Origin of the sequence: Collinsella sp. AM13-34, assembly GCF_003473055.1 — a bacterium.
In the GTDB taxonomy this organism is placed as follows: domain Bacteria; phylum Actinomycetota; class Coriobacteriia; order Coriobacteriales; family Coriobacteriaceae; genus Collinsella.
In genome coordinates this window covers 1-18599 of the sequence record NZ_QRLE01000008.1, presented here as the reverse complement: position 1 = coordinate 18599, position 18599 = coordinate 1, and the positions used below count along the sequence as shown (strand labels likewise).

Annotated in this window: 26 protein-coding genes; 25 read left to right on the top strand and 1 reads right to left on the bottom strand. The window is 60.3% G+C overall.

The window, feature by feature from the left end:
* Positions 1–53: 53 nt before the first annotated feature.
* On the top strand, positions 54–668 hold the full coding sequence (locus tag DW151_RS04540; protein ID WP_117655005.1) for a nucleotidyltransferase family protein: 615 nt from the start codon (positions 54–56) through the stop codon (positions 666–668).
* Positions 669–677: 9 nt separating this feature from the next.
* Positions 678–2045 (top strand): dihydropyrimidinase, encoded by a 1368-nt coding sequence (gene hydA / locus DW151_RS04535; RefSeq protein ID WP_118334688.1) that lies wholly within the window; start codon positions 678–680, stop codon positions 2043–2045.
* Between the two features lie 118 nt (positions 2046–2163).
* Here the strand turns inward: hydA and yqeC are convergent, their stop codons facing one another.
* Positions 2164–2898: a selenium cofactor biosynthesis protein YqeC gene (gene yqeC / locus DW151_RS04530; protein ID WP_118334687.1), complete on the bottom strand. Its 735-nt coding sequence runs from the start codon at positions 2896–2898 to the stop codon at positions 2164–2166.
* Between the two features lie 102 nt (positions 2899–3000).
* Here yqeC and yqeB point away from each other — a divergent pair, with 102 nt between their 5' ends.
* The 23 genes from yqeB to DW151_RS04415 all read left to right on the top strand — a co-directional run bounded on the left by yqeB (position 3001) and on the right by DW151_RS04415 (position 18528).
* Complete coding sequence (gene yqeB, locus DW151_RS04525; RefSeq protein WP_118334685.1) at positions 3001–3795, top strand: selenium-dependent molybdenum cofactor biosynthesis protein YqeB; 795 nt, start codon at positions 3001–3003, stop codon at positions 3793–3795.
* Between the two features lie 9 nt (positions 3796–3804).
* Positions 3805–4848, top strand: coding sequence for an XdhC family protein (locus DW151_RS04520; protein ID WP_118334684.1), 1044 nt, complete (start codon positions 3805–3807; stop codon positions 4846–4848).
* Between the two features lie 201 nt (positions 4849–5049).
* Positions 5050–6363 (top strand): uracil-xanthine permease family protein, encoded by a 1314-nt coding sequence (locus tag DW151_RS04515; protein ID WP_158571654.1) that lies wholly within the window; start codon positions 5050–5052, stop codon positions 6361–6363.
* Between the two features lie 321 nt (positions 6364–6684).
* Positions 6685–7242 carry a 50S ribosomal protein L5 gene (gene rplE, locus DW151_RS04510; protein WP_006235260.1) on the top strand — a complete coding sequence of 186 codons (558 nt, stop codon included), beginning with the start codon at positions 6685–6687 and terminating at the stop codon, positions 7240–7242.
* 79 nt (positions 7243–7321) lie between these two features.
* Positions 7322–7507 carry a type Z 30S ribosomal protein S14 gene (locus DW151_RS04505; protein ID WP_022094280.1) on the top strand — a complete coding sequence of 62 codons (186 nt, stop codon included), beginning with the start codon at positions 7322–7324 and terminating at the stop codon, positions 7505–7507.
* A gap of 119 nt (positions 7508–7626) precedes the next feature.
* On the top strand, positions 7627–8025 hold the full coding sequence (gene rpsH / locus DW151_RS04500) for a 30S ribosomal protein S8 (protein ID WP_006235262.1): 399 nt from the start codon (positions 7627–7629) through the stop codon (positions 8023–8025).
* Positions 8026–8058: 33 nt separating this feature from the next.
* On the top strand, positions 8059–8595 hold the full coding sequence (gene rplF, locus DW151_RS04495) for a 50S ribosomal protein L6 (protein ID WP_117564182.1): 537 nt from the start codon (positions 8059–8061) through the stop codon (positions 8593–8595).
* A 75-nt stretch (positions 8596–8670) separates the two neighbouring features.
* Entirely contained in the window at positions 8671–9039 is a 369-nt protein-coding gene (gene rplR, locus DW151_RS04490; RefSeq protein ID WP_006235264.1) for a 50S ribosomal protein L18, read from the top strand.
* A gap of 14 nt (positions 9040–9053) precedes the next feature.
* Positions 9054–9578, top strand: coding sequence for a 30S ribosomal protein S5 (gene rpsE, locus DW151_RS04485; RefSeq protein ID WP_055252236.1), 525 nt, complete (start codon positions 9054–9056; stop codon positions 9576–9578).
* Positions 9579–9580: 2 nt separating this feature from the next.
* A complete protein-coding gene (gene rpmD / locus DW151_RS04480; protein ID WP_006235266.1) occupies positions 9581–9763 on the top strand; it encodes a 50S ribosomal protein L30 in 183 nt (60 codons plus the stop codon).
* A gap of 3 nt (positions 9764–9766) precedes the next feature.
* The gene (gene rplO, locus DW151_RS04475) at positions 9767–10216 is read left to right on the top strand and encodes a 50S ribosomal protein L15 (protein WP_006235267.1); all 450 of its coding nucleotides are present in this window, start codon (positions 9767–9769) and stop codon (positions 10214–10216) included.
* A complete protein-coding gene (gene secY / locus DW151_RS04470; protein ID WP_089573561.1) occupies positions 10210–11496 on the top strand; it encodes a preprotein translocase subunit SecY in 1287 nt (428 codons plus the stop codon). The genes rplO and secY overlap by 7 nt, the downstream gene beginning before the upstream one ends.
* 18 nt (positions 11497–11514) lie before the next feature.
* A complete protein-coding gene (locus DW151_RS04465) occupies positions 11515–12141 on the top strand; it encodes an adenylate kinase (protein ID WP_055252238.1) in 627 nt (208 codons plus the stop codon).
* The gene (gene map, locus DW151_RS04460; protein ID WP_006235270.1) at positions 12138–12926 is read left to right on the top strand and encodes a type I methionyl aminopeptidase; all 789 of its coding nucleotides are present in this window, start codon (positions 12138–12140) and stop codon (positions 12924–12926) included. The genes DW151_RS04465 and map overlap by 4 nt, the downstream gene beginning before the upstream one ends.
* A gap of 104 nt (positions 12927–13030) precedes the next feature.
* Positions 13031–13249, top strand: a complete 219-nt coding sequence (gene infA, locus DW151_RS04455) for a translation initiation factor IF-1 (RefSeq protein WP_035137443.1) — start codon at positions 13031–13033, stop codon at positions 13247–13249.
* 150 nt (positions 13250–13399) lie between these two features.
* Positions 13400–13513 (top strand): 50S ribosomal protein L36, encoded by a 114-nt coding sequence (gene rpmJ, locus DW151_RS04450; protein ID WP_006363204.1) that lies wholly within the window; start codon positions 13400–13402, stop codon positions 13511–13513.
* A gap of 14 nt (positions 13514–13527) precedes the next feature.
* The gene (gene rpsM / locus DW151_RS04445) at positions 13528–13902 is read left to right on the top strand and encodes a 30S ribosomal protein S13 (RefSeq protein ID WP_022094275.1); all 375 of its coding nucleotides are present in this window, start codon (positions 13528–13530) and stop codon (positions 13900–13902) included.
* A 14-nt stretch (positions 13903–13916) separates the two neighbouring features.
* On the top strand, positions 13917–14321 hold the full coding sequence (gene rpsK / locus DW151_RS04440; protein ID WP_006235274.1) for a 30S ribosomal protein S11: 405 nt from the start codon (positions 13917–13919) through the stop codon (positions 14319–14321).
* A gap of 19 nt (positions 14322–14340) precedes the next feature.
* Positions 14341–14937 carry a 30S ribosomal protein S4 gene (rpsD, locus tag DW151_RS04435; RefSeq protein ID WP_006235275.1) on the top strand — a complete coding sequence of 199 codons (597 nt, stop codon included), beginning with the start codon at positions 14341–14343 and terminating at the stop codon, positions 14935–14937.
* A gap of 32 nt (positions 14938–14969) precedes the next feature.
* Positions 14970–15911 (top strand): DNA-directed RNA polymerase subunit alpha, encoded by a 942-nt coding sequence (locus DW151_RS04430; RefSeq protein ID WP_006235276.1) that lies wholly within the window; start codon positions 14970–14972, stop codon positions 15909–15911.
* Between the two features lie 30 nt (positions 15912–15941).
* Positions 15942–16409, top strand: a complete 468-nt coding sequence (gene rplQ / locus DW151_RS04425) for a 50S ribosomal protein L17 (RefSeq protein WP_006235277.1) — start codon at positions 15942–15944, stop codon at positions 16407–16409.
* 92 nt (positions 16410–16501) lie between these two features.
* Positions 16502–17326, top strand: a complete 825-nt coding sequence (gene truA, locus DW151_RS04420) for a tRNA pseudouridine(38-40) synthase TruA (RefSeq protein WP_117629206.1) — start codon at positions 16502–16504, stop codon at positions 17324–17326.
* A 203-nt stretch (positions 17327–17529) separates the two neighbouring features.
* Positions 17530–18528 (top strand): glycosyltransferase, encoded by a 999-nt coding sequence (locus DW151_RS04415; protein WP_158571653.1) that lies wholly within the window; start codon positions 17530–17532, stop codon positions 18526–18528.
* Positions 18529–18599 lie beyond the last annotated feature (71 nt).

Genomic DNA, 18599 nt, shown 5'->3' with positions numbered 1-18599 from the left:
TGGATGCCCGCGGCGCGAGTTATGGGTACGATGGTTTCAGGGGAGGTATCACCATGAAACTTGGTTGCGTGATTATGGCTTCGGGCGAGGGCAAGCGGTTTGGCTCTAACAAGATGCTTGCCGATATCTATGGCGAGCCGCTGATTGCCCGGACCATCGATTCGGTTCCCCGGGGCTTTGACGTTGTGGTTTCGACGCGTTGGCCCGAGGTCGCCCAGATTTGCGAGGACAAGCATTGCCCGTATGTGCTGCACGATGGCAAGCTCAGGAGCGAAAGCGTCCGTGCGGGCCTTTCGTGGGGGGTCGATCGCAACTGGAAAGGCTGCCTCTTTTTGCCGGGCGACCAGCCGCTCGTGAGTTCGGATTCTTTTGAGGCCATGGTTCGCGCGTTTGATGAGCGTGGCCGCAAGTATCCGGTGCGTCTTGCGTGCAACGGTGAGCCTTCGAGCCCGGTGCTCTTTCCGGCGGAACTGTTCGATGCACTTATGTGTCTTGAGGGTAAGGACGGCGGCGGTTCGATCCTCAAGGACCGTACCGACGTGGTGCTGGTCGAGGCGCGTGCCTACGAGCTGTGGGACGTCGATACCGTCAAGGGACAGCGACGCATAACGGAGCATATCGCCGCCTGCTCGTATTTTGATCGCGTGGCCAACTGCATCAATCAATAAGGAGCAATTATGATTATCATCAAAAACGGCGCACTCGTGACGCCCCAGGGGCTTCGCCGCGCCGATCTTGCCATGGATGGCGATAAGATCGTACGGATTGCCGCGGCGATTGAGCCGGCCGAGGGCGATACCGTCGAGGATGCTGCGGGCTGCTGGGTGTTCCCGGGCTTTATCGATGGGCACACGCACATGCAGTGCTGGACCGGCATGGATTGGACAGCCGATAGCTTTGAGACCGGCACGCGCGCGGCTGCCTGCGGCGGCACGACGACCATTGTGGACTACGCGACGGCCGATCGCGGCGTGACCATGCCCGATGCCTTGGTCGAGTGGCATCATCGCGCCGACGGCACCTGCACCGCCAACTATGCCTTCCATATGGCGCTTGCCGAGTGGAATGAGCGCAACCGCGCCGATCTTTCGGCCATGCGCGAGGCGGGCGTGTCGTCGTTTAAGACCTACTTTGCCTACGACCATCTGCGCCTGGACGATGCCGAGACGCTCGAGGTGCTGGAGGAGCTCAAGCGCGTGGGCGGTATCCTGTGCGTGCATTGCGAGAACGGCACGTTGGTCAACGCGCTGCAGAAGCGCGTGTTTGATCAGGGTATCCACGGGCCCGAGGGCCATGCGCTCAGCCGTCCGGACGTGTGTGAGGCCGAGGCCGTGAGCCGCCTGCTGTATCTGGCGCACTTGGCCGGGGACGCTCCGGTCAACGTGGTGCACCTTTCGACCAAGCTGGGGCTCGAGGCCATTCGCGCTGCCAAAGCGCACGGGCAGAAGAACATCTATGTCGAGACCTGCCCTCAGTATCTGATGCTCGACGACACCTGCTATCTGGAGCAGGGCGAGGACGGCTTTGCGGGCGCCAAGTACGTGATGAGCCCGCCGCTGCGCCATGCCGGTGACCGTGCCGCGCTGCGCGAGGCGCTTGTGGCTGGCGAGATCGATACGATTGCGACCGATCATTGCAGCTTTAACCTGCACGGGCAAAAGGACCGAGGACGCGATGATTTCCGCGCGATTCCCAACGGCGGGCCCGGCGTGGAGCATCGTCCCGTTGCGATTGCCACGAGCTTTGAGGGACAGCTGGGTCCCGAGGATCTGTGCCGCTTGATGAGCGAGAATCCGGCGCGCGTTTTTGGCATGTATCCGCGCAAGGGCTGTCTTGCCGAGGGCTCCGATGCCGACGTGTGCGTGTGGGATCCCAAGGCGCGCTGGACGATTAGCGCCGCGACGCAGCATCAGGCCGTGGACTACACGCCGCTCGAGGGCTTTGAGGCACATGGCCGCGCCAAGGCCGTGTTTGTGAACGGCGTGCTGGCGGCACGCGACGGCGAGCCCACCGGAGCCCAACCCGGCCGCTACGTCCCCCGCTAGCAGCAAAGATGCCGTGTCCCCTCCGCAGTTGTGGTGAAATAGTTCCTGTTTAGCCGCCAAATAGGCCGTTTCAGGAACTATTCCACCGCAACTTATAGGTCTGGTGGGGCAGCGCCGGCTACTTGAGGTTGGTGGCGACGATGGGGCGGTCGAGAGCTGTCTCGAAGCGGTCGGCCATCGTGGGGTCGCTGAGCGTGTCGACTTGGTTGAGCATGACGCGTGCGGTGCAGAGTCCCAGCGCCTGCATCTCGGCATTGAGCACCTGGGCGACGCGCCCTGGGGTGGCAGTGTCGGTGGGCTCGCAGCCGCAACGCTCGCAGAAGAGCTCGGGGCGGTGGACAACCTCGGCGACGGGCTTGCCCAGCCCCGAGGCGCCGACGACCCAGACAACGTTTGCCGTGGCGGCTGGAATTACCGGCTCCCAGGCGGCATGCGCCTTGAGCGGGAGTCGCTTGCTGCCATCTGCCTCGGCCAACACATAGTCAAAGCGCTGTGCCAGCTGGTCGAGCGGCTCGGCGGGGGCGGAGAGCTTGCCTGTCTCCGGGTCCAAAACACCTGCCTGGCAGATGCCTCCGCGGACAAGTCCCGCGCATGCCTCGCAGGTGCAGCCGGGAACATGCAGGGCCCCCGGCTTCCATGGCGCGGCGTCCAGGCGACGGCTCGACCCGTCCCATGGCACGCCGGCGACGGGAAACATGTGCGTGGTAGTGCAGAGGAGCACGCGGCCGCCAGCGCGCATAAGCTCAAGGCCCAGCGTCTTCAGCAAGGTCGACTTGCCGCCACTGCCGATAATTGCGGTCATGCCCGGCTCGATCTTGAGCGCGGAGGCAAGGTTTCCGCTCGTCGTTTCCATCTGTTCACCGCCGTATAATACTGTGATAATAAATAATCATCAGAGTAGCGGTCGAACCGCTTTTGCTCTGATCAAACCGTAGCACAGGGAGGTGCCCCGGGAATGCTCGTTTATGTTCGCGGCGCTGGCGATATCGCCACGGGTGTCGCTGCCCGTTTGGTGCGCGCCGGCGTGTCGGTTGTCATGGCCGATATCGCGGTTCCCACGTGCATCCGCCGCACAATCAGTTTTTGCGAGGCCATTCGCCTGGGTGAGGTCGAGGTCGAAGGCATTCGCGCTCGCTTGGCACGGACGCCGGCTGAGGTGCTTGCGATTACCGAGGCTGGAGACGTCGCCGTTGTGGTGGACCCCCAGGCCAAGATGCTCGATGAGCTTAAACCCGCGGCTGTGGTCGATGCGATTTTGGCCAAGCGCAACCTGGGCACCACGCGCGACATGGCGCCTGCCGTCATCGCCGTGGGGCCGGGCTTTACCGCGCCGGTTGACTGCGACGCCGTGGTCGAGACCATGCGCGGGCATTTCCTGGGCCGTGTCATTACCCAAGGTTCGCCCCAGCCCAACACGGGTGTGCCGGGCTTGATCGGCGGCTATGGCAAGGAGCGCGTTATCCATAGCCCCGCCGCCGGCGTGTTTCGGTCCGACCGCGCAATCGGCGACATCGTGAGCGCCGGAGACGTGATTGGCTACGCGGGCGATACGCCCATGTATACGCAGATCGATGGCTGTCTGCGCGGGCTTTTGGCGAACGGCGTGCAGGTGACTGAGGGCTTTAAATGCGCCGATGTCGATCCGCGCGGCGACGCCAGCTACATCAACTATATTTCGGACAAGGCGACATCGGTCGGCGGCGGCGTGCTCGAGGCACTCGCTATGCTCACCGATGTCTTTAGAGGATAGAAGGCGGCAATGGAAAAGCTCGATGTGGTGAATGCTGCGCTTGGCGCTCTGAAGGCCGGTAAGACGTGCGAGCTCGTGGTCGTGGCCGGCACGGCAGGGTCATCGCCGCGCGGCGTGGGCGCCTGGATGGCCGTCTTTGCCGATGGCAGCCAAGCGGGCACCATCGGCGGCGGCAAAATCGAGCTCTTTGCGCTGGACGAGGCTCGCGAGCTGCTGGCCGGGGGTAAATCGCGTCTGGTCCGCTACACCATGGGCGGCGAGAACTCCGATACCGGCATGATCTGCGGCGGAGCCATCTGCCTGTGCTACCTGCATCTGGATGCGACTCAGGCGCCGTTGTTCCAGTCGGTTGCCGACGTCTTGGCGTATCGACGTATCGGCGACTTCACCATCGATTTTGAGCCGTTTATCGCAAACGCGCTCGAAGGCGATGTTGCCGAATACCATGGCGAGGAATCGCGCCGCACCATTGCGGGCTGCCCCGGGCTTTCGCTGGTGGAGGAGGGGAGTAAGGTCACCTATACCAACGCTGCCTCCGAGATTCCCCCGGCGCACATCGAGACGCTCTGCCCCGAGGGTCTGACCTACATCTTTGGCTGCGGGCACGTGGGCGCCGCGACGGCGCGCGTGCTCACGGCGGCGGGCTTTGCCGTCGTGGCCTGCGACGACCGTCCCGGCACGCTGACCCCCGAATGGGTGCCCGGTGTCTACGATCGTCGCCTGGTCGATTACAAGAACCTGAGCGAGCTGTGCCCCATCGGTCCGCGCGATCTGGTAGTCGTCGCCACGGCGGGCCACAAGTCCGATATCGATGTGGTGATTCAGGCGATGCGCGCCAAGCCCGCTTACCTGGGCTGTCTGGGTTCGCGCCGCAAGACGGCCTTTGTGCGGGCTCGCTTGGAGCAGGAGGGCTTTACGCAGGAACAGATCGACGGGCTGCACCTGCCGATCGGCGTTGCCATCGAGGCCGAGGACCCCGAGGAGATCGCCATCTCCATAGCCGCCGAGATGATCCACCTGCGCCGCACCAAGCTCGTCCCCCGCAAGCGCTAGTCGCATCCCCATCAATAAGTTGCGGTGAAATAGTTCCTAGATAAGCCTGACGGGCGGTCAGCCAGGAACTATTTCACCGCAACTGCTGTTTGACCCTGGGGGATGCAGGATTGCGGGTCAAAATGCTACCTGTGCCATATGCCCTATAATGTCCGCCCGTTGAGCGGCATGGGGCCGCTGCCTGGGGTATGGGAGGCGCAAATGGCAGAGTCAGCAGCAGGGGACGCCCTGTTCGAGCGTACGGGAAAAGTTTCGTTTGTGCAGGTATTGCCCCATGCACTGCAGCATGTGCTGGCGGCATTCGCGGGTATCGTCACGCCCGCTATCATCATCGCGTCGGTCTGTGGCTTTACCCCTCAAGAGGAAGCCGCTGTCATCCAGGCGTCGCTCGTCCTCTCGGCGCTCGACATTTTCCTTCAACAGTTCCCCATAAAAGGTGTCGTCGGTTCGGGCCTGCCCATCGTGATGGGCGCGAGCTTCACCTTCGTGCCGGCGCTCAAGGCGGTCGGTCTCGAGCTTGGCTTTGAGGCCGTGCTGGGCGCCCAGGTAATCGGTGGCGCGCTCGTCGTGCTCTTCGGCCTGCTGTTTAGGCGCGTGAGTTTTCTGTTCCCGGCCCCGGTGCTCGGCACCGTCATCTTTGTCATTGGCCTGTCTCTGTGCCCGGTCGCTGTGGCTTCTATGGCGGGCGGGGAGGGCGCTGCTGATTTCGGCAGTGTCACCAACTGGGCCGTCGCGCTCGTGACGTTTGTCGTCACCTTTGTGGCCGGTAACTACGGCAAGGGCGCGCTTAGGCTGGGCAGCATCCTGGCCGGTATCTGCGCGGGCTTTGTTTTGGCTGCGGTGTCGGGCATGGTCGATTTCTCGGCCATCGCGACTGCCAGCTGGTTCGCCCCGCCGGCTCTGGGCGCCCATCGCCTAGTGTTCGACCCGGCCGCGTGCGCCGTCGTGGGCGTCGTCGCCATTGTCAACGCCGTGCAGGTCATGGGCGAGTTTGCCGCCGTGTCGTCCGCTGCGCTCGATACCCCCGCGACCGATAGCCAGATCTCGGGTGGCCTGATCGCCAACGGCCTGGTCGGTATGCTGTCAGGCTTTTTGGGCGGCGTCCCGACGGCAACCTTTGGCCAGAATGTGGGCATTATCGCCGAGAACAAGGTCGTCAACCGCATGGTCTTTACGCTTGCCGCCGCCATCTTGCTCATCGCGGGCCTGCTGCCCAAGTGTGCGGCGGTACTCACGTCCATTCCGCAGCCGGTAATCGGCGGCGCCACGATCGGCGTGTTCGCGACCATCGGTATGAACGGTGTGGTCATGTTTGCCCGCCACGGCCTGCCTCAGCGCGATACCACGCTCATGGGTCTCTCTATCGCCTTTGGCACGGGCATTGAGCGCACGGCCGGCGCGCTTGCCGGCGCTGGATTCCCCGCATGGGTTGGCACCGTCTTTGGCGGATCCTCCATTGCCGTCGCCGCGCTCGTTGCTGTGATCCTCAACTTGGTCCTCCCGCGCCAAAAATAACGCCCCATATATGAGTTGCGGTGGAATAGGGACTGTTTAAGCCTTTTAAGCCATCAAACAGTCCCTATCTCACCGCAACTGCTGTTTTCCTCCGTGCCCTAGGGATCAATTTGTGCGGGGGAGTTGTGGAGTTGTGCAGGCAGACGAGGTTTTTCTGGAAATACGCTCCCGATGCGCGTATAGTACCGATTGTTTTGTCGGCTCCTGCTGCGTCGAGTCCAAACCGCGAAATGCCATGAGCGGCGCGGATGCAGCCAGGAGGCACGAGGACAACCCATCGTGGCCACGCCCCGTGCTTAAAACCCCAAGAAGGAGTGAACAATGGCAGAAGAGAAGTATGTGCCGCGTCTGAAGACCAAGTACAACAACGAGGTCAAGCAGCAGCTTCAGGACAAGTTCCAGTACGAGAACGTCATGATGATCCCCAAGTTTGAGAAGATCGTCGTGAACATGGGCGTCGGCGAGGCCGCTACCGATTCCAAGGCCATCGACGGTGCCGTGCGCGACCTGCGCGCCATCACCGGCCAGCAGCCGATGATCACCCGTGCCCGCAAGTCCATCGCTACCTTCCGCCTGCGCGCTGGTATGCCGATCGGCTGCAAGGTTACCCTGCGTGGCGACCGTATGTGGGAGTTCTTCGATCGTCTGACCTCCGTCGCGATCCCCCGTATCCGCGACTTCCGCGGCATCTCCGCCAAGAGCTTCGACGGCCGTGGTAACTTCTCCATGGGCGTCACCGAGCAGCTCATCTTCCCCGAGATCGACTTCGATTCCGTCGATCACCAGCGTGGTATGGACATCACTTTCGTGACCACCGCCAACACCGATGAGGAGGCCAAGGCCCTTCTGGACGCCTTCGGTTTCCCGTTCAAGAAATAGGTTCACCTGCCCTATAAGCGCCGTTCCCACAAGGGGGCGGCGTTTGGGGCGAACAATACTCTATGTGAGGAGGATATAAGTGGCTAAGACATCGATGATCGTCAAGTGCAATCGCAAGCAGAAGTTCTCTACTCGTGAGTACACGCGCTGCCAGCGCTGCGGCCGTCCGCACTCTGTGTACCGCAAGTTCGGCCTGTGCCGTGTCTGCTTCCGTGAGCTTGCACTCAAGGGCGAGCTTCCCGGCGTTAAGAAGGCCAGCTGGTAAGTCACAACCAGCGTTTCAAGCATCCGTTTGGAACAGGGAAAACGCGCTAGTTAGGCTTTGCCGTTAAGGGCGGCGAAGAACCAAGAGCACGTGTTCATCAAGAACGAAGGAGAATCTGTATGAACCTTACAGACCCGATCGCAGATATGCTTACGCGCATCCGTAACGCTAACTCTGTGAACAAGGCCACGGTCTCCATGCCGAGCAGCAAGAAGCTCGTCGAGATCGCTCGTGTTCTGCACGAGGAGGGCTACATCGAGGGCTACGATGTCGAGGACACCGTTCCCCAGAAGACTCTGCACATCACGCTTAAGTATGGTCCCAAGAAGGCTAAAGTCATCAACGGCATCCGCCGCATTTCCAAGCCGGGCCTGCGTAAGTACACCGGCGTTGCCGACATGCCCCGCGTCCGCGGTGGCCTTGGTACCGCCATTATTTCCACCAGCCATGGCGTCATGACCGACCGCGATGCTCGCAAGCACAACGTCGGCGGCGAGATCATCGCTTACGTCTGGTAATTCGCTCGGTAGGTAGAAGGAAAGGAGATCACCGTGTCTCGTATCGGTAATAAGCCTGTCCAGATTCCCGCCGGAGTCGAAGTGGCAGTCAACGGCAACAACGTTGTCGTCAAGGGCCCCAAGGGCCAGCTCGAGCTCGATGTCTTTGAGAAGCTCGCTATCAACATCGAGGACAACGTCCTCACCGTTTCCCGTCCCGACGACGAGCGTGAGACCCGTGCCCGCCACGGCCTCACCCGCGCCCTCATCCACAACATGGTGGTTGGCGTTTCCGAGGGCTTCGAGAAGAAGCTCGAGCTCGCCGGCGTCGGTTACCGCGTGCAGCAGAAGGGCAAGAACCTCGAGTTCTCCCTGGGCTTCTCGCACCCCGTGATCGTCGAGGCTCCCGAGGGCATCACCTTCGAGGTTCCCGACAACACCCACGTGAACGTCAAGGGTATCAACAAGCAGCAGGTCGGTCAGATCGCCGCTGAGATCCGCGGCCATCGTCCTCCCGAGCCTTACAAGGGCAAGGGTATCCACTACGTTGGCGAGCACATCCGCCGCAAGCTGGGTAAGGCCGCCAAGTAGTCGTAACCGACTCACTCGCATAAGACCAGCACCCCGTCAGGTGCTGGCAAGATCAACCTTTTTAGGAGTTTACGTATGAACAAGCATAAGGCGAAGCTGGAAGGCCTCAAGCGTCGTCAGCGTCGTGTTCGCGGCAAGGTCTCGGGTACCTCCGAGCGTCCGCGTCTTCGCGTGACCCGTACTAACGCCAACATCTATGCCCAGATCATCGACGACAGCAAGGGCTCCAGCCTGACGCTCGTCTCTGCCTCGACCCTCGAGGCCGAGTTCAAGGGCACCCACACCTCGAACAAGGAGGCTGCGGAGAAGGTCGGTCAGCTCGTTGGCAAGCGCGCCATCGAGGCCGGCATCACCAAGGTCGCCTTCGATCGCGGTGGCCGTATCTACCATGGCCGCGTCAAGGCCCTCGCCGACGGTGCTCGTGCCGCCGGTCTCGAGTTCTAGGAGGTATGTAGCACATGGCTCGTAATCAGAAGCAGCAGCGCGAGGCCTCCGAGTTCGAGGAGCGCGTCGTTTACATCAACCGCGTGTCGAAGACCGTCAAGGGTGGTCGTCGCATGAGCCTCGTCGCTCTCGTCGTCGTTGGCGACGGCAAGGGCAACGTCGGCGTTGGCATGGGCAAGTCCGCTGAGGTGCCCCTGGCCATCTCCAAGGCGTCTCTCGATGCCAAGAAGAACATGTTCCACGTGCCGGTGACCGAGCAGGGCACCATCCCGCACGAGGTTCTCGGTCACTTTGGTGCCGGCCGCATCATCATCAAGCCCGCTGTCGAGGGTACCGGCGTTATCGCCGGCGGCGCTGTGCGTCCCCTCTTCGAGCTTGCTGGCATCAAGAACGTCCTGTCCAAGTCCCTCGGTACCGACAACGGCCTCAACATCATCAAGGCTGCCGTCGAGGGCCTCAAGGAGCTCTCCAGCCCTGAGGACGTCGCGGCTCGCCGTGGCCTGACGGTCTCCGAGATGTTCGTCGGTAAGGAGAACTAAGCATGGCTGACACCATCAAGATCAAGCAGGTCCGCAGCACCAACGGTTGCAAGCAGGACCAGGTCCGTACTGTCCGTGCCCTCGGTCTCCACAGGATCCGCGAGGTTCGCGAGATTGCTGACAACGAGTCCGTCCGCGGCATGATCTTCAAGGTCAAGCACCTTGTCGAGATTGTAGAGGAGTAGCAAATGCAGCTTCACGATCTTACTCCCGCGCCCGGTTCCACCAAGAACCGCAAGCGCGTCGGCCGTGGCAATTCTTCGGGTCACGGCACCACTTCTGGCCGCGGCCAGAAGGGCCAGGGTTCCCGCTCTGGCGGCACCAAGGGTGCCGGCTTCGAGGGTGGCCAGACTCCGCTGGCTATGCGTCTGCCCAAGCTTCCGGGCTTCCGCAACCCCCGTCGTATCGAGTACACCGCTGTTAACGTTGAGCGTCTCGAGCGTAAGTTCGAGGACGGCGCCGTGATCGACGGTGCCGCTCTTAAGGCCGCTCGTATCACCAAGAGCGAGTTCGAGCCCGTCAAGGTGCTCGGCAATGGTGAGCTCACCAAGAAGTTCACGGTCAAGGTCGACAAGGTCAGCGCTTCTGCGCAGGCCAAGATCGAGGCCGCCGGCGGAAAGGTCGAGCTGCCGTGCTAAATGGTCTTAAGAATGCTTTCCGCATCAAAGAACTGCGCGAAAAGATTCTTTTTACCATAGCTATGCTCGTCGTGTACCGCATTGGTGCGCACGTTCCTGTGCCCGGCATTCCCTTCCAGGGGATGCTGGGCCTTTTCTCGACCGATAACAATTCGGTCGCCGCAGGTGCTATGGCCCTCCTGAATCTTTTCTCTGGCGGCGCGTTGAGCTATGTGTCGGTGTTTTCGCTGGGCATCATGCCTTACATCACCAGCTCGATCATCCTCCAGATGCTCCAGGCCGTCGTGCCTTCCCTGCACGAGCTTGCCCGCGAGGGCGAGGTCGGTCAGACCAAGATTACGCAGTATTCGCGTTACCTCACCCTGGCTCTGGCAATCCTCAACTCCGTGGGTTACCTCTTCCTCTTTAAGAGCTTCGGCATTAGCTTCAACGGCGCCGGCGCTCCCGAGATCATCTTCGACCTCATGGTCGTCGGCACGCTCACCGCGGGTGCCATGCTGATCATGTGGATTGGTGAGCTCATCACCCAGCGTGGTATCGGCAATGGCATGTCGCTGATCATCTTTGCGAACATCATGGCCGGTCTGCCGCAGGCTATCTTCTCCAGCACCGAGGGCAATGCCGGTGGCATCATCACCATGGTGATCATCTGCGCCATCATCCTGCTGGTTATTCCGCTGATCGTTTTCCTTGAGCGCGGCCAGCGCCGCATCCCGGTCTCCTATGCCAAGCGCGTTGTTGGCCGTCGCATGATGGGTGGCCAGACCACCTACCTGCCCATCAAGGTCAACACCGCGGGCGTCGTGCCGATCATCTTCGCTTCGGCGCTGCTGTACTTCCCGGCTCAGATTGCCGTGTTCTTCCCCGGCATCGGCTGGATCCAGGCAGTTGCCTCTGCGCTTTCAACTGGTTGGCTCAACTGGGTGCTTAATGTTGTCCTCATCGTGTTCTTCGCGTACTTCTACACCTCCATGGTGTTCAACCCCGATGACACGGCCGACAACCTTAAGAAGCAGGGCGGCTTTATTCCGGGCGTGCGTCCGGGTAGGGCTACCGCGGCCTACATCAAGAACGCGCTCAACAAGATCACGCTTCCCAGCGCTGTCTTTTTGGCGCTCATCGCCATCGTGCCTTCGATCATCTTCTCCTTCACGGGTAACCATCTGATCCAGGCATTTGGCGGCACGTCCATCCTCATCATGGTCGGCGTCGTGCTCGACACGGTCGACAAGCTCGAAGGCCAGATCAAGATGTATGATTACGATGGATTCTTTAAATAGGCTAGAGGAGGATTGCTCATGAACCTCGTATTGCTCGGAGCTCCGGGTGCCGGCAAGGGCACCGTTGCACAGGAGCTCGTCGCCGAGTTCGGCGTCGCTCACATTTCCACGGGCGACCTGCTGCGTGCTGCCGTCAAGGGTGGCACCGAGCTTGGTATTCAGGCTAAGAAGTACATGGACGCCGGCGAGCTCGTTCCCGACCAGCTCGTGATCGACCTTGTCAAGGAGCGCCTTGCCGCCGATGACGCCCAGCAGGGCTTCATCCTCGACGGTTTCCCGCGCAACACCGCCCAGGCTGTGACGCTCGATTCCGAGCTCTCCGCCATGGGTCGCGAGATCGACTGCGCCCTTCTGGTCGACGTGGCCCCCGAGGTCATCATCGATCGTCTGTCTTCGCGTCGCACCTGCCGCGCCTGCGGTTACACCGGCACCGCTGCCGATGCTACCTGCCCCAAGTGTGCCGGCGAGATGTATCAGCGCGACGACGACAAGCCCGAGACCATCAAGAACCGTCTCGACGTCTACGAGAAGTCCACGAGCCCGCTCGTCGACTACTATCGTGGCCAGGGTCTGCTCAAGTCGGTCAACGGTGACCAGGCTCGCGAGACCGTGTACGGGGATGTCAAAGAGGCTCTCGGTCTATGATCAAGATTAAGTCTGCAACGCAAATCGAGCAGATGAAGAAGGCAGGAGCGCTATCTAAGATGGCGCTCCGCCACGTTGGAGCCATGGTGCGCCCCGGCGTTTCGACTTTTGAGCTCGATCAGCTCGCGGAGCAGATTATCCGCATGCATGGCGGCACCCCGGCCTTTAAGGGTTACGGCGGGTTCCCGGGAACCATTTGCGCATCGATCAACGATGCCGTGGTCCACGGTATTCCCAACCCCGACATGATCCTGCGCGATGGCGATATCATTTCCATCGATACGGGAGCCGTTGTCGACGGTTGGGTCGGCGATAACGCTTGGACGTTTTTCGTTGGCACCCCAACGCCCGAGGCCAAGGCCCTGTGCGAGGTTACGCGCGATTGCCTTAAGGCTGCCATCGAGCAGGCTGTCCCCGGTAACCATATCGGGGATGTTGGTTATGCCGTTCAGTCTCTCGCCGAGTCTCACGGCTATGGCGTTCTTCGTGACTATGTTGGCCATGGCATTGGCCGCGTGATGCACGAGGACCCCAACGTTCCTAACTATGGAAAGAAGGGGAGGGGCGTTCGCCTCCAGGCCGGCATGGTCATTGCCATCGAGCCGATGGTTACGATGGGTTCCAACCATGTGAGCACGGGCTCCGACGGTTGGATTGTTACGACCAACGACCACCTGCCCGCCGCGCACTACGAGAACACCGTCGCCATTACCAATGACGGTCCGGTGATTCTCACCACGGATGCCCAAGGTGCTTGGTGTTCGCTCCAAGGCGGAGAAATGTAACAAGTTCCACTTAGTTGTGGAGCCATTACGAAGTTATTACGATGCGTGCATACGTGTTGTAAAATACTCAATCGCTGTCGTTTTCTAGAGAAAGATGATTGCTTGTGAAGAAGGAAGACGCAATTGAGCTCGAGGGTACGGTAAAGGAACCGCTGCCCAACGCCATGTTTAAGGTCGAGCTCGAGAACGGTCATTCGGTTCTGTGCAACATTTCTGGCAAGATCCGAATGAATTACATCCGTATTCTCCCCGGTGACAGGGTTGTCGTGGAGCTTTCCCCGTACGACCTGACCCGCGGCCGCATCACCTATCGCTACAAATAGCGGCACGCATACACGCACTCCATTTCCGACTGCAGGCTTAGCTCAACCTACGGTCGGATTGTGTGTGAAGACCAGCCATAGTTTTAAACGCCTGCGGCTGGGCGAGTAGATAGTAGGGAAGTAGTTTGAGCGCTACCGAAAGGAAGAACGATGAAGGTACGTCCTTCGGTCAAGAAGATGTGCGATAAGTGCAAAATCATTAGGCGCCATGGCAAGGTCCTCGTCATTTGCGAGAACCCCCGTCATAAGCAGCGCCAGGGTTAAGAGAGGAGACTACGTTGGCCCGTATTAATGGTGTCGACCTCCCGCGTGAGAAGCGCGTTGAGATCGGTCTGACCTACATTTACGGCATCGGCCGCACCACTGCGACGAAGATCTGCGTCGAGTGCAACGTTAACGTGGATACGCGCGTTAAGGACCTCACCGAGGATGAGGTTAACGCCATCCGCGATTATATCGATAAGAACCAGATCATGGTTGAGGGCGACCTCCGCCGTGAGCGCAACCAGAACGTCAAGCGCCTTATGGACATCGGCTGCAACCGCGGCCTTCGTCACCGCAAGGGCCTCCCGGTCCGCGGCCAGCGCACCCACACTAACGCTCGTACCCGCAAGGGCCCGAAGCGTCAGATCGGTGCTAAGAAGAAGAAATAAGGAGCGCTAGATAGATGGCTACTGCTAAGAAGAACGTTCGCGCTGCCCGTCTGAAGCGCGCGGACCGTAAGAATATTTCCGTGGGCCAGGCTCACATTCGTTCTACGTTTAACAACACGATCGTTTCGATCACCGATCCCCAGGGCAACGTCATTTCCTGGAAGTCGGCTGGCCAGGTGGGCTTCAAGGGCTCCCGTAAGTCCACGCCGTTCGCTGCCCAGATGGCTGCCGAGGCTGCTGCCAAGCAGGCCATGGAGCACGGTATGAAGAAGGTTTCCGTCTTCGTCAAGGGCCCCGGCTCCGGTCGTGAGACCGCCATCCGCTCCCTCCAGGCTGCTGGCCTCGAGGTCTCGAGCATCCAGGACAAGACCCCCATCCCGCACAACGGCTGCCGCCCCAAGAAGCGTCGCCGCGTGTAACTGAAAGGATCGTATCAATATGGCAATCGACAGGACTCCTGTTCTTAAGCGCTGCCGTCAGCTCGGGATCGATCCCGCTGAGCTCGGTTACAGCAGCAAGAAGGAATCTATCCGTCAGCCCAAGCGCCGTCGCAAGGAATCTGAGTACGGCATGCAGCTGCGCGAGAAGCAGAAGGTCAAGTTTATCTATGGCGTTCTGGAGAAGCAGTTCCACGGCTACTTCAACAAGGCCCGCAAGATGAACGGCGTCACCGGTGAGAACCTCATGATCATCCTTGAGTCTCGCCTCGACAACGTTGTCTTCCGTCTTGGCTTCGCCCGTACCCGCAAAGAGGCTCGTCAGTCCGTCCGTCACGGTCACTTCACCGTGAACGGCAAGCGCGTGGACATCCCGTCCTACCGCGTCAAGGCCGGCGACGTCGTCGCTGTCGGCGAGAAGTTCCGTGACCTCCTCCCCATCAAGGAGGCCCTGATTTCCTCCGAGCGCTTTGAGGTCCCTGGCTGGCTCGAGGTCGATATCGAGAAGCTGTCTGGTAACGTGCTCGCTCTGCCGACGCGTGAGCAGATCAGCGGTGATATCAACGAGCAGCTCATCGTCGAGCTCTACTCTAAGTAGTCCATCCGGGCTGCTGAGGCTGGAGGTAATACATGTCAGAATTCATTAGGCCTCAGGTTCAGGTCGAAGAGATCAACGAGACGTCTGCTCGTGTCTCCGTCGAGCCGCTCGAGCGTGGTTACGGCGATACGCTGGGTAACTCCCTTCGTCGCGTTCTTCTGTCCTCGCTCGAGGGTGCCGCCGTCGAGGCTATTCAGATCGATGGTGCGCAGCACGAGTTCATGACCATCCCTAACATGGTCGAGGATGTCACCGACATCGTCCTGAATGTCAAGGGTCTTGTCTTCAGGGCTCTCGGCACGACCGACGAGGCGACCGCCACCATCTCGGTTGACGGCCCCTGCGAGGTCACCGGTGCGGACTTCTTTATTCCGTCCGAGTTTGAGCTGGTCAACCCCGAGCAGCACATCGCTACGCTCACCGAGGGTGGCCATCTCACCATGAGCATGCGCATCGGCTATGGCCGCGGCTATGTCTCTGGCGAGGCTAACAAGCGCGACAACGATCCCATCGGTGTGATCCACGTCGACTCGCTGTACTCGCCGGTTTCCCGTTGCGCCAAGCTCGTTGAGGCTTGCCGTGTCGGTCAGCACACCGACTACGACCGCCTTGTCCTCGAGATCGAGACCAACGGCTCCATCGCTCCGCGCGACGCCGTGGTCCAGGCTGCCAATATCATCAACCAGCATATGGCTGCCTTTATGAACCTTGCCGAGACCCCCGAGGTCGAGGAGGAGGCTTCGATCTTCGCTCCCGAGGTCACCAACGACAACGCCGAGCTGGACAAGCAGATCGAGGATCTGGACCTTTCCGTCCGTTCCTACAACTGCCTTAAGCGCGCCAGCATTCACTCGGTCCGTCAGCTCGTTGAGTTCTCGGAGAACGATCTGCTTAACATCCGTAACTTCGGTGTTAAGTCGATCGAGGAAGTGAAGGACAAGCTTGAGTCCATGGGCCTGAGCCTGAAGGCTTAATGCTTCGCATATTTGAGGAGAAACTAGACCATGCGTCACAACGTTAAGAAGGGCCTGAAGCTCGGCACCGATGCGAGCCACACCAAGGCCATGAAGAAGAGCCTGGCCAAGGCCCTCTTCGAGAACGACCGCATCAAGACCACCGAGACCCGCGCTAAGGCGCTGCGTTCGGTCGTCGATCCGATCATCACCTGGGCCAAGAAGGGCGACCTGCACTCTCGTCGTCTGGCCATCGCCAAGCTCGGCGATAAGCAGCTCGTTGCCGAGATCTTCGACAAGGCTGCCCAGGGCATGTGGCAGGACCGCAACGGCGGTTACACCCGCATCATGAAGCTCGGCAACCGTAAGGGCGACAACGCTCCTATCGTTATCATGGAGCTCGTCACCGAGCCTTGCACGCCTAAGGCCAAGAAGGCTGCTCCGGCCCCCAAGAAGGCCGCTGCTCCCAAGAAGGTCGAGGCCGTCGAGGAGGCTCCTGCTGAGGAGACCGCTGAGTAGACAATCCGTCTGCATAGGCTATATTCGAGGGGTACGTTCGCGTACCCCTCTTTTTTTGTCGCGATACCGTTGATTGTTTGTTGGGAGCGCCCATGACCGCGCCGTCTGATTTCAATTCGATTCCTGAGCTCGATGCCACGCTTGTATTCTGTGTTGCCTATGATGGCTCGTCCTATAGCGGATTTGCCGAGCAGCCGGGCCAGACGACCGTTGCGGGCGAGTTGCGCCGCGCTATCGAGACGCTGCTGCGCCGCCCGATCGATCTGACGTGTGCGGGTCGTACCGATGCCGGCGTGCATGCGGTGGCCCAGTACATTAGCGTGCCCGTAACGGACGCTGAGCTTGCTCTGACGCGCCGTAGGTGGCTGAGGGCTATGGATGCCCTCCTGCCCAAAGATATCGCCATAAACGAGGTCTACAAGGCCCGTAGGGGCTTTTCTGCCCGCTTTGACGCGCGGTCCCGTACGTATACGTACCGTATTGCCGATCGCGATGCGCGCCCCGTGCTCTCGCGCGGTGCGGTGTGGTGGCATCGCTATCCCCTCGACGTCGATGCGATGGCGGCCGCCTGCCCTGCGCTTTTGGGCGAGCAGGACTTTAAGAGCTTTTGCAAGGTTGCCTCTGCTGTGGGCAAGCCCACGCACCGCTGCGTGATGCGTGCGGAGTTTGGCCACGAGGTCGCTTTTGGCGAGGATATCCTGACCTTCACTATCGAGGGCAATGCGTTTTTGCACTCGATGGTGCGTACCATTGTAGGAACGCTCGTGGAGATTGGCATGCATCGTCGCGATCCCCAGTGGATGCGCGAGGTTATTGACGCCCGTGACCGAACCGCTGCGGGTCCCACGGCGCCTGCCTGCGGCCTTACGTTTATGGGTGTGGATTACGGCCCCGACGAGCTTGTCGTTCTCGACTAGGGGAGTGCTCGGCGCGTCTGTGCCTTGCACATACTATGTGTGAGCTGCGCGTGTGCAACATCTGTTCTTGGCGTGCAACATGTTAGGCGGCTCGTTGCTTTTATAGCTCGGGTGTACCATGAACGACAGTTTGATTTGGTGCTATCGAGAGGATGGAAAACTTGGTTCGACGTGGCTCGCATCCGCGACTTTCGGTGATCCTTGTGGTAGAAGGTTCGCCCAGCTATGCGATGCGTGCGCTCGAGAGTATCCAGAACCAAGACCTCTACGATTTGCAGATTGTCGTTGTCTGTCGCGATACTGCGCCCGGTGTGCGCCATTCGCTTCAAGTTGCTGCCGACAGGGACATCCATATTGATTTGATTGACGTCGAGGACGCGAAGCACAGCGCTTGTCTTCGTGCCGGTTTTGCTGCCTCGCGCGGCTCTCAAATCATCGCTATGAACGCCGATGAGTGGTTTGCTCCGCAGTCCCTTTCCAAGATGGTCGATATCGCGTGCGATACTGCGGCAGACATAGTGTTCCCCACGGTGTCGCTCGACCGCTATGATGCACATCGAGAGCGCCATTCGCGTGTCTTGGATGCTGCCTCTATTGCCATAGAAGACGAGTCTTCTATGGTGACTGGGCTGCCCCAGTTGATTTTGGGCGGCCTAGTCGCTCAGACCTCTGGCGTGATGTATAGCCGTCCGCTGTTTGAGGCATGCCTGTCGCGCGGCAAGGCGTACCGTACGGTTGAGTTTATGGCTTATGCGCTCTCGCAGGCACGATTCGTGTCCGGCTGCGGCGACGCTTGTTTCCACGCGGCGGCACCTAAGCTTACAGATGCCTTTGATCCCACCATGTATGCCAGGATATCCGATGACACTCGAGCGCTCGACGAGCTTGCGGACTCACTCTCGGAAGCAGATAGCGGTGGTCGGCTCAAGCTGGCAAGCCAAAAGTTCTACTTTGCCGGACTGGTCGCCTGCATCGAGAATTTGTGTCTGAGCCCGCATGGGGTGTCGTCAATCGAGCGTTCCGCCCGCATGCGTGATATGCTCGAGGCGCCTCGAACCCGTCAGATGGTCGCCGCGCTCAAGGATAACCATCGGGGACTCGGTCTGTTGTTTGGGCCGATCGCCAGCGCCAAGCCCGCGCGCTGCGTGATGTGTACGCATCTGGCAGCTTTTCTTAACCGGACGGGCGCAAAAACCGCCTAAACGGCTCATTACGAAACAAACTTGCATAGAAGGTTGATTTCCGATCTCAGCCGAACACATTGAGCAAATAG

Coding starts and splice junctions, on each gene's coding strand:
- DW151_RS04540 (WP_117655005.1), top strand. CDS start 54: ATGAAACTTGGTTGCGTGATTATGGCTTCGGGCGAGGGCAAGCGGTTT.
- hydA (WP_118334688.1), top strand. CDS start 678: ATGATTATCATCAAAAACGGCGCACTCGTGACGCCCCAGGGGCTTCGC.
- yqeC (WP_118334687.1), bottom strand. CDS start 2,898: ATGGAAACGACGAGCGGAAACCTTGCCTCCGCGCTCAAGATCGAGCCG.
- yqeB (WP_118334685.1), top strand. CDS start 3,001: ATGCTCGTTTATGTTCGCGGCGCTGGCGATATCGCCACGGGTGTCGCT.
- DW151_RS04520 (WP_118334684.1), top strand. CDS start 3,805: ATGGAAAAGCTCGATGTGGTGAATGCTGCGCTTGGCGCTCTGAAGGCC.
- DW151_RS04515 (WP_158571654.1), top strand. CDS start 5,050: ATGGCAGAGTCAGCAGCAGGGGACGCCCTGTTCGAGCGTACGGGAAAA.
- rplE (WP_006235260.1), top strand. CDS start 6,685: ATGGCAGAAGAGAAGTATGTGCCGCGTCTGAAGACCAAGTACAACAAC.
- rpsH (WP_006235262.1), top strand. CDS start 7,627: ATGAACCTTACAGACCCGATCGCAGATATGCTTACGCGCATCCGTAAC.
- rplR (WP_006235264.1), top strand. CDS start 8,671: ATGAACAAGCATAAGGCGAAGCTGGAAGGCCTCAAGCGTCGTCAGCGT.
- rpsE (WP_055252236.1), top strand. CDS start 9,054: ATGGCTCGTAATCAGAAGCAGCAGCGCGAGGCCTCCGAGTTCGAGGAG.
- rpmD (WP_006235266.1), top strand. CDS start 9,581: ATGGCTGACACCATCAAGATCAAGCAGGTCCGCAGCACCAACGGTTGC.
- rplO (WP_006235267.1), top strand. CDS start 9,767: ATGCAGCTTCACGATCTTACTCCCGCGCCCGGTTCCACCAAGAACCGC.
- DW151_RS04465 (WP_055252238.1), top strand. CDS start 11,515: ATGAACCTCGTATTGCTCGGAGCTCCGGGTGCCGGCAAGGGCACCGTT.
- map (WP_006235270.1), top strand. CDS start 12,138: ATGATCAAGATTAAGTCTGCAACGCAAATCGAGCAGATGAAGAAGGCA.
- rpmJ (WP_006363204.1), top strand. CDS start 13,400: ATGAAGGTACGTCCTTCGGTCAAGAAGATGTGCGATAAGTGCAAAATC.
- rpsK (WP_006235274.1), top strand. CDS start 13,917: ATGGCTACTGCTAAGAAGAACGTTCGCGCTGCCCGTCTGAAGCGCGCG.
- rpsD (WP_006235275.1), top strand. CDS start 14,341: ATGGCAATCGACAGGACTCCTGTTCTTAAGCGCTGCCGTCAGCTCGGG.
- DW151_RS04430 (WP_006235276.1), top strand. CDS start 14,970: ATGTCAGAATTCATTAGGCCTCAGGTTCAGGTCGAAGAGATCAACGAG.
- rplQ (WP_006235277.1), top strand. CDS start 15,942: ATGCGTCACAACGTTAAGAAGGGCCTGAAGCTCGGCACCGATGCGAGC.
- truA (WP_117629206.1), top strand. CDS start 16,502: ATGACCGCGCCGTCTGATTTCAATTCGATTCCTGAGCTCGATGCCACG.